Here is a 17,786-nt window from a genome sequence, read left to right as displayed (position 1 = left end):
GAGTGAAACTGTTCATCCTACCCTCCCTTCCGGATTCCCAGGGGATAGTGCGGCTAACCGGCAAGGATTTTCATTATCTGGTCCGGGTCCGCCGCTTAAAGGAGGGGGCGGTTTTTAATGCCCTTCTCCCAGTCGGCGCCGAAAGCCTTAGCAGCGAAGTCCGGGTCCTGGTGCAGTCTGTGTCTGATAACTGCCTTACCGGGGAATGTCACCCCGGAGAGCAGATCAACCGGACGCCGATCGGCGAAACATCCCTGCCCCCCATAATTTTGTTCCAGGCTCTGCCCAAGGGCGCCAAGCTGGATCTCATAGTCCGCCAGGCTGTCGAGGGCGGCATTGCCGAAATCCGTCCCTTTAGCTCCGATTATTCCATACCCCAGGCCGAGGGGGCAGGACGGGTGGAACGGTGGCGCCGGATTATTAAGGAAGCCCGGCAGCAGAGCGGTTCCTCCACCGCTACGGAAATTGCTCCCCCCTGTACGATGGAGGCTTTGTTGGATTACTGGGAAACCGTAAAAAAACGGGCCCTACGCCCGCTGGGGATCATCCTCCATCAGGACCCTATAGGTCCCGCCGTACCCCTTGCACAGAGCGGATTCCATGGTTATCTTAGTATTAATCCTGATCTGGTTGTCCTCGCAATAGGCCCTGAAGGAGGATTTTCCCCGGAAGAGGTTTCCCGGTTTTTGACGGCGGGATTCAAAGCCTTGGTTATAGGAAATACCGTTTTGAGGACCGAGACCGCCGCTCTCTATGCGGCAGCGGCGGTTCGGATCATTCTTTTGGAGAGTACAACGTGGACTCTGACAACACCGCACCGATAGAGCGGATTAACGTCCTAAAGGTTCCCCTAGATATAGTGCCCCAGGAAGCATTAACCGAAAAGGTTTATGAGCTGCTCGCCCCGGAGAAGGATGGGCGTATTAAGGGCAAACACATCGTCCTCCTGTCCCTCTGGGATCTGCTGCGGGCACGGGGGGCTAACGAATACCGGGACTTTGTACAAAAAGCCGCCCTGATCCTCCCCATTTCGAAAAGTTTAATCGGCGGTTCCCGGTTCTTAACCGGTAAATCTCCGGTACGGTATATGCCCTTTGATTTTATCATCAGCCTTCTGACTATCCTGGAAAACCGGGAACTATCGGTCTACCTTTTAGGGGCAAAACCACGGATCCTCAAAAAAACCGAAAAAAACATACGCCAAACCTTCCCGAAACTCCGGATAGTCGGCCGCTTTGTGGGCAACTTCAAGCGCCAGGACGAAAACACCATACTGGAAGCCATACGAAAAGCCTCCCCCTCGCTGCTGCTCATCGGCAAGGGGGTCCACGGCGGAGAACGGTGGATTGCCCGAAACACCAACCTTCTCAACTCCGGCCTGCGGCTCTGGTGCAGCGATATCTTCGATGTCTTTGCGGAACGTAAAAAGCGCCCCTCCCGCGCGGTTTTTGACCGGGGCCTTGAATGGTTCGGTTACTGTTTCCAGCACCCCCTCCGTTTTCTCCGCCTGTTCCCTTATTTTTACTATAAAATACTGCTTTTGATTTACCGGGTGTTTAAGAAGAACTAAGTCTCGCCGCTTTTGCAAAGATATTCCCCAGATACCGCCCCTCATCGGCGGTCAGTCCCGCCCGGGCAAAAACGTCCCGGAGGAACCGCTCCTGTTCTTCCCGGCCCCGCTGTTTGTAAAAGCCCAGGCCGGCTAGGGAATCGCTTATCGACTTGACCAAGGCATCCTGGCTGATCCGGTCTAAGGGTACCCAGGTTCCTGCCACCGGGGAAGGGCGGGGGTCCAGGGTACGGAAGAGCTGGTAGGCATAAATCTGGACCGCATGGGAAAGGTTCAGCGAAGGGAAGGCATCGTCCACAGGGATGTGGGAGGCCAGATTGCAAAGGTTGAGTTCCGCATCCTCAAGGCCGGTACGCTCGTTGCCAAAAACCAGGGCTGCCGGGCCGGGGTGGCATTTCAGGAAGGCGGCGCATTCCTCCGGGGTCTGGGTTACCGCTTTCCGATGGTGACCACGGCGCCGGGTGGTTCCGATTACCAGGGAAAGGTCCTCCACGGCGGCGGCCAGGGTGTCGAAGGTTTCCGCATCCTCCCAGACCTGCTCCGCATGAACCGCCCGGGCCAGCAGCACAGTGTCATCCCAGGATGTTTTAGCGCCAGGCGCCGGGGCTACAAGACGCAGCCGGGTAAGGCCCATGTTCTTCATAGCCCGGCAAACTGCCCCCACATTTCCCGGTTCTGAGGGGCGGCAGAGAATTATCACCAGATCCGAGAGATTCATGGGTTATTTTATCCGTTTTTTTCGGAGATAGGGAAGCGTAGAAATTGCCCCAATTTTAGCGGTTGACGATGAACCGGTATTGTAATATGCTATATATTGATAGGAAATCTTAAATGAATAACGAGGTTTGACAAAGCCATAACGAGCTAATATGATATATTAGAGTGTTAAGGGCCGATGCCGGAATATCCGGTGGGTTATGTCAACGAAGTTATAGGGAGTTGATTTTGGGCGAAGGGAGCGTCATGACTAACAACGAGATCGTATCCGGGTTCGATGACGAAAAGGACGAAAGCCTCAAGATAAAACTACAAAAAATATCTGAGGTTGAAGGGTGCCTTGTTCTGTACCTCTCCGGCTATATCGATACGTATAATTCAAATTATTTCCAAAAGCGGGTGGCCAAGGCCATTGATGCGGGATTTATCCGTCTGGTGTTCCAGTGCGGGGGGCTTAACTATGTTTCCTCCACCGGTATCGGGTCTTTTACCGCCTTCCTCAAGTCCGTAAAGCCCAGGGGCGGTGATCTGGTTCTGCTGGAAATCCAGCCCAAGGTGTACGAAGTATTCCAATTGTTGGGGTTCTCCCAGTTTTTCAATATTAAGGATAACCTTGATGATTCGGTTAATTTCTTCCGCAGCGGCGTACCCGGAGAGCAGCTTTCACTCTTCCCAAAGGTTTTCTCCTGCCCCATTTGTTCCAAAAAACTTAAGGCGTTGAAACCTGGCCGTTTCCGATGTTCCGAATGTAAAACCATCCTGGCTATTGATAATTCGGGACAGGTATTCCTCGGTTAGACCTGATTCATATTTTACCCATCGGAGATCCCATGGCAACTTATAACGAAGTTTCCCGCGGAGAGAATAAGATCGAACAGTACCTTATCGACCTCATGTTTACCTATCAGGAAATTGGCAAAAATGTCTGGCTTATTGATGATGAGGAACACGGTATGGAAGGGGTGGCGGTAGCCCTGAACGAACCCCTGGTAGTTTTTAGGGTGGTGGTAATGGACGCCCCCAAGGAAAACCGTCTCGAACTGTTCACCAAGCTCCTGGAGCTCAACGCCAGCGATTTAGTGCATGGCGCCTATGCCCTGGAGGAGAACAAAATAGTTTTAATTGATACATTGGAATACGATACCATGGATTATACTGAATTCCGGGCTTCCCTTGACGCCTTTAGTCTTGCCCTGATTCAGCATTATCCGTTGCTTGCTCAATACCGATAATTTGGCGGGAGGTCAGATACTATGGGAATTTTTTCAAGATTAAAAACCCTTGTTTCTTCAAATGTGAATGATCTAATAAATAAGGCCGAAAACCCGGAAAAAATGCTCAACCAGCTTCTGATCGATATGAATACCCAGCTCATTGAATCAAAGAAAGCGGTGGCCATGGCCATTGCGGACGAAAAAAAGCTTGAGCGAGAAACCGCAAACCAGGAAGGCCTGGCCCAGGAATGGGAAAAGAAGGCCATGTTGGCGGTTCGGGCGGGCAAGGACGACCTGGCCCGGGAAGCCCTGCTCCGTAAGCAGGAATACGAAAACGCTTCGGCGGAGTACCGTAAACAGTGGGAAGCCCAGAAAGCGGCGGTGGATAAGCTTAAAATATCCCTGAAGGAACTGCAGAGCAAAATTGACGAGGCCCAGCGGAAAAAGAACTTACTTATAGCCCGGGCCAAGCGCGCGGAAGCCCAGCAGAAGATCCAGAGCACCATGTCCAGCGTAACCGGTAATCGAACCGCCTTTGACGCCTTTGACCGTATAGCCCAGAAGGTGGACCAACTGGAAGCCCAGGCGGATGCAGCTAAGGAGCTGGAGGATCTTTCCGCCAATAACGACCTGGAAAAGAAGTTTGCCGAACTGGAAAAGTCGGATGATACTGCGGATCTGATGCTCCTGGAGCTAAAAGAAAAAATGAAAGCTTTACCGGAAAAAACCGAATAAATCTCCGAGAAGTTCTCGAATAATACTAATCCGTATTGTGTTAAATACCTGTGGATAAATTGTTGATACCCTGGGAATTATAAAGATGGTGTATCAGTTTTTATACACCGCCGGTTTTCCTATGTATCCGGGATTTATAGTTTGATTTATAATTCTATACAATACAAGGAATTATATATTTTATTTACTATATTTAATGTTTTTTCCGTTTAGAGTTATCTAAATTTTCCCCACCCGCCTAAAAACCCATGCAAAATCACCAAGTGTTCCTCTGTGCATAAACTGTGTATAGGATAAGTGCCCGGAAGGCTTTTCCCCCATGTTGCAAACCGGGATTTCTCATGCTAGGCTAGAGGTAATGAAAAACATAGCACGGTTGGTGCTCTTTTTTAGCCTCACTTTTATCGTAGCCCTTATTCTTGGTGGGGTTCTCAGGTACATGCAGCTTACCTTAGATGCCGCACGGACCATTCCTATCGGCTCCCCGGTGGAATTGCGGGAATTTCTTTCCGCCCTCCAGAAAATAGTGCCCCTGATCCTATATATTTCTATCCTGATAAGCCTTAGTTATACCGCCCGTCAGGCTATTCCCATGCCCGCGGCTATTTTTTGCCTCTTTATTCTGGCCGGCGGCGCTGCCCTGGGGGTATCCCTGGGTCTCCTCCATCTTAAATCCGATAATACTCTCCAATTACCTCTGTTTTCATCAAGCCGATCCGGCGAAAAGCTGAAAACCCTGGGCGCCCCAGGGCTTATTCTTTCCCAGGGGGATACGGTAATGGTGGTCCTGGGGGATCCCGGTGAAGCGGGAAGTCCCCGGATGGTATCAATCCCCGGGCGCCCTTTGATTTACCAGGAGGTACCTTCGGGGCCTAATAATACCATCATAGCCCTGCCACCGGCCCCCTTCAGGGATGAGGAATCCTACCTGATGAATGGTTTTCTCGTTGATTCAGCCCTGGTGGCGAATCAGTTTGAAACCAGACTAGGTAAGGGGCTCATTCCCTTCGCTATTTATGGGGGCGCCCTTATCTTTTTGCTGGTGTCCCTCCGCTTTGTGCTGGATCTCAGTTCCTGGCCCCTGGCGAATCTCTTTTCCGGCGCCCTGGTATTTCGAGGCATCCTGGCGTTTCAAACCTTCGTCGATTCCCGGATCGTCCAGGACTTTATCCTCAATTTTTTTGACAAGCGGATAGACGCCTCCATAATAAGTCCTGTTATTTTTATCGGACTCGCGCTGCTTATCCTTCTGTATACATTCCTGGGCAGCCTGGTCCGTGGCCGGATCGGGAGGGGCCATGAGCCGCGCCGGAAGAAGCGGCGGGAGGGGCGCCCATGATAAACCGGGAGAGTCTTGTTTCCTCTGCGGGGAAATTCGCCGGAAACAAAGTAGGAATTTTTATCATCTATATCGTGGTTTCCTTTGTCGTTGTGGTGGCCTACCGCTTTATTTTCCCCGGCGGGGCGATCCCCCTGGAGTACTTTTCCCTGCCGTGGCGTTTTACGCAGGGTGTCCTGGATTTTATCGGTCTCTTTCCGGCTTTGACCATGGCATCCCTGGTTATTCCCTTTGGATTTAAAACGGATATAGACGAGAATTTCCCCCGGTTCTCTCCAAAATTTATCGAAAATATTCAGGGGGCTATCCTTGCTGCTATAATCGCCGCCGCATGCTACGGGCTTTTGTTCTTTATCGCCTTTCCCCTTGCCCAGGAATACCAATCGAATATGCGCTTTAAGGGCGAACTATTCAAAATGGCTAAGGAGAGGACAGAAATAGCCGCCGCACAAAGAAATTGGGAGGAAGCATCCCATTTTCTCGCAATCTGTGAAAATATATGGCCCCTGAGTTCCGTTATGGACCAGGCTAGGGCAACGGTCACCGTAGGGATAGAGACGGTCCGGTTTTCCGGAGGCGCCTTGGGAAGTGGTATCCGGCCGGCTTCGGGACCAGGGTCCGCAAACCGGGAAGGCGAGTTGGCTGAACTACGGAAGGCGCTTCGGGATGCCTCGGAGGCCCTGAACTTGGCCAAAGCGGCCTTAGCCGAAGAACGGTACTATGACGCCCACTGGCTTGCCACCCTGGCATCCCAATTAGCCAGGGCGGGGAGTATTGAAGCCCAGGAAGCTGCCCGGACGGCAAGTCTTGCCTGGAACGCCGTCTCTTCCATGGAGCCCGGCATTCGTGAAGCCCAAAACTATTCCCTGTACCATCTTAAGCGGAAAGGGTACGAGGCCATGGTTTCCAGTGACTGGATCCGGGCTTATTATATTTTCAGGGAGCTTGCTGAACTAAGCCCGGAAGATCCGGATGTGGCTAAATTCCTCGATATGAGCGAGCAGGGAACCACCGGGGTTGCCTTCTTTATTGATGAAATAGAGGCGGGCATAGGGGAAAACCTCACCGGAGCGGTATTCTCCATCCCCTTGGTACCCACGGCCCAGGCGCTTGGTCAGTCGTCCGCAGGAACTCCCGGGGGTCGGGTCGTAATGCGGGCCGACTCCCTCATGACCTACCCGGATTTTTCCTACGCCATCGGTCTTGAGATTGTTGCCTTTGACGGAAACAACCAGCCCCTATACGAGATGGAAGCCCGGTATGCCAAGCTTATCCCCATGACGGTCCAGGGAAAGCCCAGGCTGCTTATCCTGCTGCGAGCCCTTAGCCGGTACGATGAAACGATCCGGTGGGAGCCCCTATGGACCGGTCCGGGACATTCCGACCTGGGGGATGCTCAGATAGCCCTGGATACCACCTACGAACATTTCCTGCGGCTTTCCAAAGCCCGCCGCAGGGTGGACAGCCTCTTCCTGGTGGATATCCTAGCCATGGGCAGGGATTTTGGAAACTATGGGTATATCCCGCAGGTATTCCAAGCGGAAATTATGCGCCGTATTTCCGATCCGATAAGCCTTTTATACCTTTCCATTCTGGCTATCATCATAGGCTGGCGCTTCCGGGCAAAAACGAAGCCCCGGTACCTGGGGTTCCCCATGCTGGTAATTATCCCGCTGGTCTTCAACTGGATGATAGATTTAATCCGGGGAATTTCCAATATCCTGGAGCTCTGGATGCTCCTTTCCCTGGGATTTTCCGCCGCCATCATAATCGCTGTCGCCGGGGCATTGCTCTGTTTCATCATGTCCCTGATATTTTTAGCATCCCAACATGGATAGTACAATGAAATTTTCGTCTGTAAAAAATTGGATAGGCCCCCTCCTGGGGGCGATTGTCGGAGCCGTTGGAGGGATAACCGGAATCCTGATTGGCTCTTTTGTAGGGTGTTTAATACAGCAATTAATCGGTCAGTTTTGTATAAACAGAAAAATAGCGCGCTATTTTGAGGCGCCCGGAAAAATTGATTTTGATGAGGGCATACCAGGTTTAACTGCCTATTGTGCCCTGGGGACCATAATCGTTTCCCAGTCCGTCAGGCCTGCCGAACCGGGGCTGCTATTTCACCGGGAATCCGCCGGAGAGGTTCCGCCGGTTCCGGAAGCTGTGCCGGGTAAAAGCCAGAGGGCGGAACTTATTTCCGAACGGGTAATCCGCAGTGCCACGTATATTTTCCCCAGGAGTTCCCCGGCTCTTCCCAAAATGGAAATCTTCTGTAGGATCGCCCTTTCCATGACGGAGCGGCTGAACCCGGATCTCCTGGCGGAAAGTTTAATCGCCCGGCGTTCCAGGTTCGGGGATATTAAGCTGCTGGGGCAGGAATTGGAATCCCTGGCCCAGGGGGAACAGGCCTTGAGGGAGGCAGGTTTTATCCACCAGGCGCTGGATCCTGACTATATCCCCATCAAAATAGATCCCTGAACGAAAAAATTTAGTCCGCTCAGTCCTCGACCCCCCGGATCCTGGCGCCCAGGGAAGAAAGCCGCGCCACTAAGTTTTCGTAACCCCGCTCTATCTGATAAACATTGCGGATAACGCTCCGACCCTCGGCGCACATGGCCGCGATAACCATGGCCATCCCGGCCCGCACATCCGGGCTCTGCAGTTCCGACCCCGCCAGCTTTGCAGGTCCGGAGATAACCGCCCGGTGGGGATCGCAGAGCACAATCCGTGCGCCCATGCCGATGAGCTTATCCACAAAAAACATCCGGGATTCAAACATCTTCTCGTGAACCAGAACCGTACCGGTAACCTGGGTTGCCACCACCGTAATAATGCTGGTTAGATCCGGGGGAAAACCCGGCCAGGGCGCATCGTCTATCTTGGGAATCATCCCACCCAGGTCGCAGTTCACCGCCATCTCCTGGTTTTTGGAAACATGGAGGGTAGTTCCCTCATGTTCCCAGACTATCCCCAGCTTGCCAAAGGCAATCTTTGCGGGCCGCAGATCCTGGAAACGGGGACCTTCGATGGAGAGCTCCCCCCCGGTAACCGCCGCAAGGCCGATGAAGGAACCCACCTCCATAAAGTCCGCGCCAATCTCAAAGTCGCAGCCCGAAAGCTTTGTTACACCGTTTATTCTGAGGATATTGGAGCCTATGCCGTCGATCCGGGCGCCCATGGCGCTGAGCATACGGCAAAGGTCCTGGACGTGGGGCTCGCTGGCGGCGTTGGTCAGGATGGTCTCCCCCTTGGCCAGAACCGCAGCCATGACGGCATTTTCCGTGGCAGTTACCGAAGCTTCGTCCAGAAAAATATCCGCCCCACGAAGCTCCGTGGCGGTAAAGTTAAAGGCATCGTTAATTTCCACCTGGGCGCCCAATTCGGTAAGCGTCAGAAAGTGGGTATCCAGCCGTCTGCGGCCAATAACATCTCCCCCGGGCGGCGGCAGCACCACCTTCCCGGTCCTTGCCAAAAGGGGCCCCGCAAAAAGGATGGACGCCCGGATTTTCCGCGCATACTCCAGGGGCACCTCGGAGGAACTAATATTCTCCAGCTTCATCCGGTAGGCATTCGGCCCCAAGACTTCCACGGCCCCGCCAAAGGACCGGTATATGGAAAGCATCACCTGGACATCTTCGATATCGGGAATATTCCGGAGTATCACCGGCTCGTCGGAAAGGAGGGCGGCGGCAATACAGGGCAAGGCGGCGTTCTTATTACCGCTGGCCCGGATAGTCCCGCTGATGGGAACACCGCCTTCAATGAAGTATTGGTTCATATGTCGACTGTACCCATCAGACAAGTTTATGTCAAAGGAAAATTGAGAATTTATGCTGATTTACGCTTTTCTTATAGGATGAACATCTGCACCACAAAACCAACGCTTATGGGCAGGGCAATATTGTCATAATCCTTTAGAGGGAGGGCTTCCACCAGGGTCGCGGTCATGGCGGCTATAAAGGCCACCTTAAAGCTGCGGGAAACGCCATAGGCGGTAACAAACACCGCACCAAAACAAGCCAGAGACCCTTCGATACTCTTACCCAACATAAAATCGGGGCGATGCTTGCCGAAGGTTTTACCGATAAGGCTGGCAAAGCCATCGCCAAAAGCCAGGGCATAAATGCCAATGGACGCCGCCGGGGAGGGGTACAGAAGCAGCGCAAGCAAGGCGCCTAAGCCCAGGGTAACCGGTCCAAGCACAAAACGATCCCGGTCCCGCGGCCGGGAAGCCATACTGGTAAGGGAAGACACCAGGGGAACCTCAATACCGGCAAGCCGGAGGGTCTCCATAACGGCATAGAACAGGGTCCCCACCATGAGGATCGCCGCCGTGAGGGGCCGGTTTAGGGATGCCATACTGGGGCTAAGGGCAATAAGAAAATGCATGGATTTCCGGACAAGCTCAGTCTTTATTTCCTGGAGCTCAGAAGTCTCCATATCAAACCCAATTAAACGAGAAATGCTAAAACTATTTTTAGTAAGATTCATCCCTTCCATACTATAATACTAGCAAGTACCGTGCCATGTTGGTTAATACATAGGAAAAATTATCTATTTTGTTATGTGGTAAGGAGTTACAAAAAAGGTGAAATCTATTCGGAAGGCCATGGGTACTGAAATCGTATTAAAAAACATACAGGGTATATTCATAAAGTACTATGATTTAACCCATATTTTTATAAATTACGTCCATTAATAATGCTTCGTTATCCCGGCACTCGTCTCCGGCATAAACATATGCAGGGCTTCTTTATTACTGCAATATTTACCATTCGCCTCTATAAGTAACTTATGCGTTACCAGAAGTTCCAGATCGCTTTTCAAAGTTGGCCTGGTTAGACCTCCATATACCTGATTAATATGAATATCCACATCCTTTATTTGATTTATAGTCAAAAAAATATTTGCAGGAAGATAATATGCAAGTTGTCTTATACGTTTAATAATCTTCTCATTTTTCCCCTCGGTTTTTTGCAGATCCTCTGTGATATCGTGGACATAATTTTTCCAGGTCATATCTATTTGATCATCATGGATAACCTTTAAAACATCGTGTTCCAAACCATCTCTGAATCCTTCCAGGGCGTACTGTATAAAACCGGTTAAATCTCCGGTCTCCGAGGCGTTTTGAAGCTGACGATAATAATCATCCCGTGTATTGTTATAATGATTTGAAAGAATATGGGATGCGATGTTGGGAACCCCGGCCCGGAGGAGGAGATAAAATTCCAGAAGCCGGGCGGTTCTTCCATTTCCATCCAGGAAGGGATGTATCCAAACCATATAAATATGGGAAACAATAGCTTGTATTATGGTCTCATCAAAATTTTGGCCGCTGGCATAATGAAACTCTTTGAAAAGCCAGTCGCAAAATATTTGTATCAGTTCTTCCACCTGTTCAAAGTTGGGCGGACGATAATTGCCAACCGTAACATTTTTCCTGCGGAAATGCCCTGGGTCTCCATAACTATCGCCCAAATCTTTGCCAACCATCTCGTGAAACCTTTTTATCAAGGTGACGGTGATCATCTCCGCTTTTTTATCATGTCCTAATTCCGCAAGCAATAAATTAAAGGCGTTCAGAATATTCTGGACCTCCCTCTGCAAGTACTGCCTACTGGGCGGCAAATCATTGCCGGCCTCAATCTGGTCCAGATCCTTTTCGGACAGCGTATTACCCTCAATGGCAGTAGTTGCAAGGGCGCCCCGGCGAAGGGAAACTAACAGCAATTTTCGGAAATAATCCGGACGGATGGGGGTATTGGTAATTGCTTGGATATAGGCATAACATTGACCCAAGAGGTTGGCAATCCGCTCGTTTACGGTCCATGTACGTTTAAATGCGATATATTCAAGGGAATTTTTCATTACCTACATTATAGTCCTTTAATGAAAAATATCAAAAAATATTTAAAAAATTTATAATTAAAGATTATATATATTTCATTGTATTATAAAGAATTAACTGTAAATTTTTACTATAAATTTTAGTATAATTTTTATTTTCCTCCTTAAACATCGCCTGGATCTTCTCCACAGCCTTGTCGTATTCAAAGAGCAGGATATCCTCTTTAATTTTGTTAACCAGATCCTTGGTATGGGAATCCAGGGGCATAACACTGTATTCCAGCATGATTTTATTGACCGTTTCAATATCCATGTTTACCAGGGCTTCTTTCAGGGCTTCAAAATGAAGGGCTGAAATATCAATCTCCTTGAGGGTTTCCACTGCAGCGGAAGCCTTGGCAATAAATTCGGAAATATTGACGGTAAGGGTCTTTAGGTCTTCCAGAAATTGAGGCGTCCTTTCTGCTATTCCCGCCGCAAGTTGCGCTTTACCCAGCTCCTCCAGAGCAGCCGCGCTGTCTCCAAAGTCGTAGGCGCCAATGCTGCGGCCGGCGCTTTTCAGGGCATGAACCAGGGTGGTATAGGAACGGTAATCCTTTTTCTCCACAGCTTCCTTTATCTCATCGGATCGCTCCAGAGCGTCCCGGCAAAAAACAGCAAGGATATCAAGGTAGACAGCAAAAGTACCGCCGGTATTTGCAAGCCCTCGGGCGACAAGAACCCCGGGTATATCCATGGACGCCGCTTTTTCGTTATCCTGACTTGCGGCGAGGATATTGGCTTCCCTGCGTTTTGATTCGGGGATCCACCGCTTCAAAATGGCATTTAATTTTTGAACTTCAATAGGTTTTGCAAGAAAATCATTGATGCCATTTTCCAGAAAAATCTCCCGCTGGCCGAATACCGCATTGGCCGTAAGCATGACAACCGGTAAATTCTGATAGTAGTTATCAGCGGCGTTGATTTTTCTGATAAGCGACACCGCTTCGATCCCGTCCATGCCGGGCATCATGTGATCCATAAAAACCAGATCGTAGCGCTTATCTTTTACCATCCGTACTGCATCGGCGCCGTTTTGGCAGGTATCAATCTGCATTTGGTACGGGGCCATTAATTCTGCGGCCACCCGAAGGTTAGTAGGAATGTCATCCACAATCAATATTTTCGACCATGGGAAGGTAAAATGGGCATCTCCGTCATAGGAAGAATAACCCTTGGTAACAACACCGTTCAGAACATTCGCAAGGATAACCGAATAGATAGGCATAAGAATACTGCCTGTCTCCCGGTAGACCGCTATTTCCCCCAGTTCCGTCATAATGATCAGCTGCATAGAATTACCCCGCTTGCCCCAGATTGGGATACAGTCCATGGCATAGCGGGAGGAGACAAAGGCAAATGCATAATCACCCTCCCCCAATTCTTTATTAAAAGCAGCAAGATCCGATGCATACACAGGATTGAGGGCGAGATTTTCCATGGCGCTTTTCAGAGAGTCACCATGAAGAGGACGTTCTTCAAATACCAGAATCTTTTTACTTTCAGGATTATCCACCCAGGCAATACGCCGGTCATCAGAAAATATCTGAACTATCGTAGCGGTAAAGACCGAACCCTTGCCGTATTCACTGGATACGGTGATCCCCCCTTCCATGGCCAAACACAGGTTATTGGCAATGGTAAGACCCAGCCCGGTTCCTTCGATACCCTGATTGCGATCCACATCTACCCGGATAAAATCGTTGAACAGATCCTTCATATCCTCCGCTTTTATACCGATACCGGTATCGCTGATCCGGAACACAAGATCTATTTTGTGGGGGCCAATCCGTTTCATTCCCACATCCAGGGCGATATGACCTTGCCGGGTATACTTCACCGCATTGTTGAGCAGATTGATCAGTATCTGCCTGATCCGCGCTTCATCACCCTGAAGTACCGCCGGGATATTGCTGTCCAGGGTTACAAAAAAATCCAAAGGCTTGTCCACCATGCGCACCCGGATTACGTTGACCACATCGTTTATGAGGGCGGCAAAGGAATAATCCTTTGATTCTATCTGAACATGACCGGATTCTATTTTAGAAAAATCAAGGATATCGTTGATGATGGAAAGCAGGGTATTCCCCGACTGGCGTATAATGGAAATGTATTCAAAAATTTCACCGGAAATATTCTTGCGCAGTATAATTTCCGACATACCCAAAATAGAATTCATGGGGGTGCGTATTTCATGGCTCATACGGGCGAGGAAGGAAGTTTTGCTTTTATTTTCCTCGTCGGAACGGATCTTTGCCATGCTTAATTTGATAAGGATGTAGCACAATATCGCCATAAGGATGGCGCCCACAATGGACAGTACCAGAATCATAAAATTGACATCCCGGTAATAACTTTCCATTGGATCTGCAATGCCGATATACCAGCCGTTTTTCATTTTTTGATAAAGGGCAACAACCTTAACCCCCTGATTGTTCGTCAGGTTTACCCTGGAAATCCGACCGCCTGTCTGAAGGGTGTCCACAATTGCCGCATGCCCTTCGCTCAGTTCCTGCATTTTCCTGCCCAAATAGAACTCGTCGGGGTGGGCGATAAATACAAAGTCAGGGCCCATGAGCATACCGTAGCCGCTCTTGGAAAAGTGAAGGCCCTTGACATATTCGGAGATACTATTGAGTACCATGTCGTAGGAGACAACCCCGTAATCTTTCCCGTCCGTTCCCCGTAGGGCTATTGAAGCGCTGATAATGACCGTGCCGTCCCTGGCATCCGGATACGGAACAGTAAAGGTCACGCTGCCCTCATTCGCTTTGGCTGCAATAACCCAGGGCCGCTCCCCGGGCCGGTAATCTTCCGGCGGTATCCACCGGCTGCCGTCCACAAATTTCCCGTCGAAAAGCCCGTAAAGGCTTATAAAATCCGTATCCCCCAGGGGTGTTTTAAGCCAATCGGTCAGTTCGATGAGGTATTGTCCTATTTCCTCGGGGGACTGGCCTGCCTGCAGCCGGCTGCGGACCGAAAAGGCGGTATTGAGCACCGAAACTTCCGCTTCCTTGAATTCCGATTCGATTATGGTTTCTGCGGTACTCAGTATGCCCTCCGCAGTGGTGGCCATATATTTTTCTACTATCCCGGCGGCAAAAAAGGAACTGATGAGGACCATTGCCAGGAATGCAAGAATAACAAATATCAACTGTTTGTAATTTTCTTGGACTATCAGCTTGGGTTTCATAAAATACCTCCTGCTTCAGTTAAGATCCAAATTTCAAAAACAATTCCTGGCGACTATTGATATCCAGCTTCCGGTAAATATTCTGGCAGTGGTTATTCACGGTGGCAAAGGCAATGAAAAGCTCAGCGCCTATCTCTTTGATGGTATAGCCCTTCAGCAGAAGGGTACAAATTTCTTTTTCCCGTTTGGAAAGGCCGAATTTGTCAAAATCGGGGGGTACACGGACGAGTTGCCCCTGGAGTTTTGCAAGCTGCTCGCTATAGGATTTCCGGTAGTAGCGGTTAAGCAATAATGAAAGGATGAATATCCCGCCGCCCAGGAGAAGGAGAATTACCAAAAGAATACCGTTATGGGAAAAAAGCATCCGGTTATAATCCTGTTTGGGCATACCCAGCGCCACGGCCATCATCTTGTCCGTATAGGGGGAATTACCGGGATAGAGTTTGACGGTTTCGACATTATCCAAAAAAACAAAATCCGTAAACTGCCGGTCGCCTTTGCTTCCGGAGAGAAAGTACTGCCCGCCTTCAAATTCTTTTCCATTGTGTGGGCCGAATATACCGAGGAGCCGCGGATAGGGATCGGTAATGGAATTATGGATAGCCCTGAAATTCATGGTACTTACTTCGAACCCGCATACACCCAGGAACTCTCCCTGTGAACTGATGATAGGAATGCTGCAGAGTATGGTAGGTTCTTCTTCTCGATACTCGCCAAAGAGACCGTTAAAGGTCCAATAATAGGAACGGGCGAGGGGCAGGGAAGGATTCTCCTGGTAGCTTGCCTTGGGCGCCGTATAGAAGTCCCTGTCTGACGTAATAGTAAATTCCAGCCTCCAATTTGACAGCATGGAAAGATTTTTCTGATATGCAAGATCCGCAAAACCCCGGAGAAACAATTTATAAGAGCTGCTTGGTACAACCGGTTCCGTGTTCCGTATAAAGAAGCCGGAATGGGAGATATCCGCCCCCTCAATATAGGGATTAACGGTTGTATCAAGTACTACGAACACCCCCGACACCTTTGCCTTGTCCAGGGCAAAAAGAACCAGGTCAAGCTCGTCATCGGCTATTATTTCAAGAATATCAGGATGATAGGACAACTCAGCCATGCTAAGTTCCGAAAACCGCAGATGATTTTCAATATTCCGCGCAAGGGTTTGGGAAAACTGTATGGAATCCACGACAACATCTCCCAATCGCCGTTCCAGATCCAGGGCAATACGGTGGCGCTCCCGGAAGATTTGCTCTTTCACTTCTTTACTGCCGTAATTTATTACCCCGTTTAAAAGCAGGATTATGAATACCACTAAACCCAGAGTATAGAACGCAATAGGAATAAGGGACAGAAAAAAGCGCTGCCTAAAAGCCGCCCTTTCCTTTTTTATTTCCGGTTCATTTTGTATTTCCGGAGGAGAACTTTTGGGCTTCGGACGTTCGGCGGAGAATTCTTGCATATTTTAATTCCCAAAGACGGCAATAAACGCGGCAAGATCCTGCTTGTTCCGCGCCACTTGCAACGCAGTTCCCCGCGCATCGCTGCTTATGCCTTTCTGTATTCTTTCTTCCCGGGCGACTTTTGCAATTTTTTGAATTTCTTCTATATATTGGCTCTGCAGTACGTCAAAGCCGTCAAATACCGGGGGGACGTAAAACCGATATTCCTTTTGCATGGCCAGAGCGGTCAGGAAGGCCTTTTTTACCATGGCATTTTCAATAGTCCGGAGGCCATTTTCCATGACATCCTTAAAGGCCTGCTTCGTTACTGGGATATACCCGGTAGACGCGGTAAGCCTGAGGTTCTGCTCCGGCGCAGTAAACCATTTCAGGAACAGGGCGGCGGCATATTCCTTTGCCGGGGTGGACTTTATGACACACATACCGGCGCCCCGCTGGGCCGCGACTTTTTCCCCGCCTTTAAAAACGGGAAAGGGTAATACGATAAATTCCGACGCTTCCTTGGTATTATCCTTGTAGGTAATAGAATCGGGATAATAGATGGCCGCCGCAGAGGTACCGGTAACGCAGACCACTTCACCGGTCATGGCTAAATAGTTACCAAAGCTGTTAAAAATTGCAGCGTATCCCCTGACGGCGCTCTCGTAATAAATATTCCAGATCCGCTCGAAAGCCGGGGAGCTTACCCTGAGTTTCCTGTTCTGCACAAAATGTTCACCCATCTGTTCCATGCCGATCATCGTATAATTAAATAAAAGGTCGGGAAAATAAAAGGTTTTACCTCCCGACCATTGATAGTATTTTTCCGCCACTTCGACAATACCTTCAAAGGTTTCAAGCTGCAGGAGGCTAATACCGGGAACCTCGGCGGCAAACCGGTCAAATATGGTTTTATTGAGGTACAGGACTTCGGTGGATTTTAAAATGGGCAGCAGGTAGAGTGTGTCGTTTATAGTTCCTTCCTGCACAAAATCGTTTACATAGCGGGCAATTTCATCAGCGCTGAATTGGGAAGCAAAATCCATTACAAGCCCCTTTTTGGCAAGGGCAGCCGCTATCGGAGGATACACCACTGCCATATCGGGGATTTCCGGTGCGCCGGGATCACCCTCAATTGCCGCAAACAATTTTTCATTCAGATTCGGCGCATCTGCGGTGGAGGTAACGGTGATAAAAATCCCCTCCCGTTTGCCGACAGTATCGTTGAACTCGTCCACCAACGTCTTAAAACCGAAGTCCATGGGCCGTACATAGGTATGCCATACGGTAAGGCTTACCGGATTTTTTGGGCTGGGCCGATCGGGATTTTGACAGCCTGACAGAAAAAAAATGACCAGGGTAAAAAAGCTTATATATACTAGTAAATCTATAGGATAAGTAGTATAATATCCCCTTTGCCGATGGCCGAGCTTTCCGGATTTACTCACCATACTTAAAAGTATATCAAAACTACGCAAAATCAGCTATACCCCCTTTAAAAACAGGATTTCCACCATGATACGATCATATCAGCTTCATTTAAATCATCCGGTACGTTCATATCAAAAAAACCTTTTTTTCGTTTTTTCAAAAAATGATAAAAACGTACCGCTGTGCAGCTTCTGCATTTGGGATAGAAATCAAGTAATGAGTTTCATGAAGGAGGTAAGCGTCATAAAGCAATTTCAGGGGA

Annotated in this window: 15 protein-coding genes; 8 read left to right on the top strand and 7 right to left on the bottom strand. The window is 49.5% G+C overall.

Translation table 11 applies throughout. From position 1 onward, the window contains the following. The first annotated feature begins 2 nt into the window (after positions 1–2). Complete coding sequence (locus tag TPRIMZ1_RS0102710) at positions 3–824, top strand: RsmE family RNA methyltransferase (RefSeq protein ID WP_010254355.1); 822 nt, start codon at positions 3–5, stop codon at positions 822–824. Continuing rightward, on the top strand, positions 797–1,570 hold the full coding sequence (locus TPRIMZ1_RS0102705) for a WecB/TagA/CpsF family glycosyltransferase (protein ID WP_010254351.1): 774 nt from the start codon (positions 797–799) through the stop codon (positions 1,568–1,570). The genes TPRIMZ1_RS0102710 and TPRIMZ1_RS0102705 overlap by 28 nt, the downstream gene beginning before the upstream one ends. Here the strand turns inward: TPRIMZ1_RS0102705 and TPRIMZ1_RS0102700 are convergent. Next, the gene (locus tag TPRIMZ1_RS0102700; RefSeq protein ID WP_010254348.1) at positions 1,557–2,288 is read right to left on the bottom strand and encodes an RNA methyltransferase; all 732 of its coding nucleotides are present in this window, start codon (positions 2,286–2,288) and stop codon (positions 1,557–1,559) included. The genes TPRIMZ1_RS0102705 and TPRIMZ1_RS0102700 overlap by 14 nt on opposite strands. Positions 2,289–2,533: 245 nt before the next feature. Between TPRIMZ1_RS0102700 and TPRIMZ1_RS0102695 the strand changes: the two genes are divergently transcribed. The 6 genes from TPRIMZ1_RS0102695 (at position 2,534) to TPRIMZ1_RS0102670 (ending at position 8,053) form a co-directional block, all read left to right on the top strand. Further along, entirely contained in the window at positions 2,534–3,085 is a 552-nt protein-coding gene (locus tag TPRIMZ1_RS0102695) for an STAS domain-containing protein (RefSeq protein WP_010254341.1), read from the top strand. Positions 3,086–3,117: 32 nt separating this feature from the next. After that, positions 3,118–3,519, top strand: coding sequence for a YbjN domain-containing protein (locus tag TPRIMZ1_RS0102690; RefSeq protein WP_010254338.1), 402 nt, complete (start codon positions 3,118–3,120; stop codon positions 3,517–3,519). Between the two features lie 21 nt (positions 3,520–3,540). Beyond that, entirely contained in the window at positions 3,541–4,236 is a 696-nt protein-coding gene (locus tag TPRIMZ1_RS0102685) for a PspA/IM30 family protein (RefSeq protein WP_010254335.1), read from the top strand. Between the two features lie 358 nt (positions 4,237–4,594). Beyond that, positions 4,595–5,575 (top strand): hypothetical protein, encoded by a 981-nt coding sequence (locus TPRIMZ1_RS0102680; RefSeq protein ID WP_010254330.1) that lies wholly within the window; start codon positions 4,595–4,597, stop codon positions 5,573–5,575. Continuing rightward, positions 5,572–7,413, top strand: a complete 1,842-nt coding sequence (locus TPRIMZ1_RS0102675; RefSeq protein WP_010254326.1) for a hypothetical protein — start codon at positions 5,572–5,574, stop codon at positions 7,411–7,413. The genes TPRIMZ1_RS0102680 and TPRIMZ1_RS0102675 overlap by 4 nt, the downstream gene beginning before the upstream one ends. A 4-nt stretch (positions 7,414–7,417) precedes the next feature. Then, complete coding sequence (locus tag TPRIMZ1_RS0102670) at positions 7,418–8,053, top strand: hypothetical protein (RefSeq protein ID WP_010254322.1); 636 nt, start codon at positions 7,418–7,420, stop codon at positions 8,051–8,053. A 19-nt stretch (positions 8,054–8,072) separates the two neighbouring features. Here TPRIMZ1_RS0102670 and murA read toward each other — a convergent pair whose 3' ends face one another. From murA to TPRIMZ1_RS0102635, 6 genes are all read right to left on the bottom strand, one after another. After that, positions 8,073–9,353 (bottom strand): UDP-N-acetylglucosamine 1-carboxyvinyltransferase, encoded by a 1,281-nt coding sequence (gene murA / locus TPRIMZ1_RS0102665; protein ID WP_010254318.1) that lies wholly within the window; start codon positions 9,351–9,353, stop codon positions 8,073–8,075. Between the two features lie 71 nt (positions 9,354–9,424). After that, the gene (locus TPRIMZ1_RS0102660; protein WP_038077677.1) at positions 9,425–10,015 is read right to left on the bottom strand and encodes a diacylglycerol/polyprenol kinase family protein; all 591 of its coding nucleotides are present in this window, start codon (positions 10,013–10,015) and stop codon (positions 9,425–9,427) included. A gap of 255 nt (positions 10,016–10,270) precedes the next feature. After that, entirely contained in the window at positions 10,271–11,446 is a 1,176-nt protein-coding gene (locus TPRIMZ1_RS18305; RefSeq protein WP_010254307.1) for a Fic family protein, read from the bottom strand. 64 nt (positions 11,447–11,510) lie between these two features. Beyond that, the gene (locus TPRIMZ1_RS0102645; protein ID WP_010254305.1) at positions 11,511–14,657 is read right to left on the bottom strand and encodes a response regulator; all 3,147 of its coding nucleotides are present in this window, start codon (positions 14,655–14,657) and stop codon (positions 11,511–11,513) included. A gap of 19 nt (positions 14,658–14,676) precedes the next feature. Beyond that, on the bottom strand, positions 14,677–15,912 hold the full coding sequence (locus TPRIMZ1_RS0102640; protein WP_232616725.1) for a helix-turn-helix transcriptional regulator: 1,236 nt from the start codon (positions 15,910–15,912) through the stop codon (positions 14,677–14,679). Positions 15,913–16,116: 204 nt separating this feature from the next. Next, a complete protein-coding gene (locus TPRIMZ1_RS0102635) occupies positions 16,117–17,571 on the bottom strand; it encodes an extracellular solute-binding protein (RefSeq protein WP_010254299.1) in 1,455 nt (484 codons plus the stop codon). Positions 17,572–17,786 lie beyond the last annotated feature (215 nt).

The organism is Treponema primitia ZAS-1 (assembly GCF_000297095.1).
GTDB classification, from domain to species: Bacteria; Spirochaetota; Spirochaetia; order Treponematales; family Breznakiellaceae; genus Termitinema; species Termitinema primitia_A.
The sequence above is the reverse complement of the archived record's forward strand: the minus strand, read 5'-3'. Positions and strand labels throughout refer to the sequence as shown.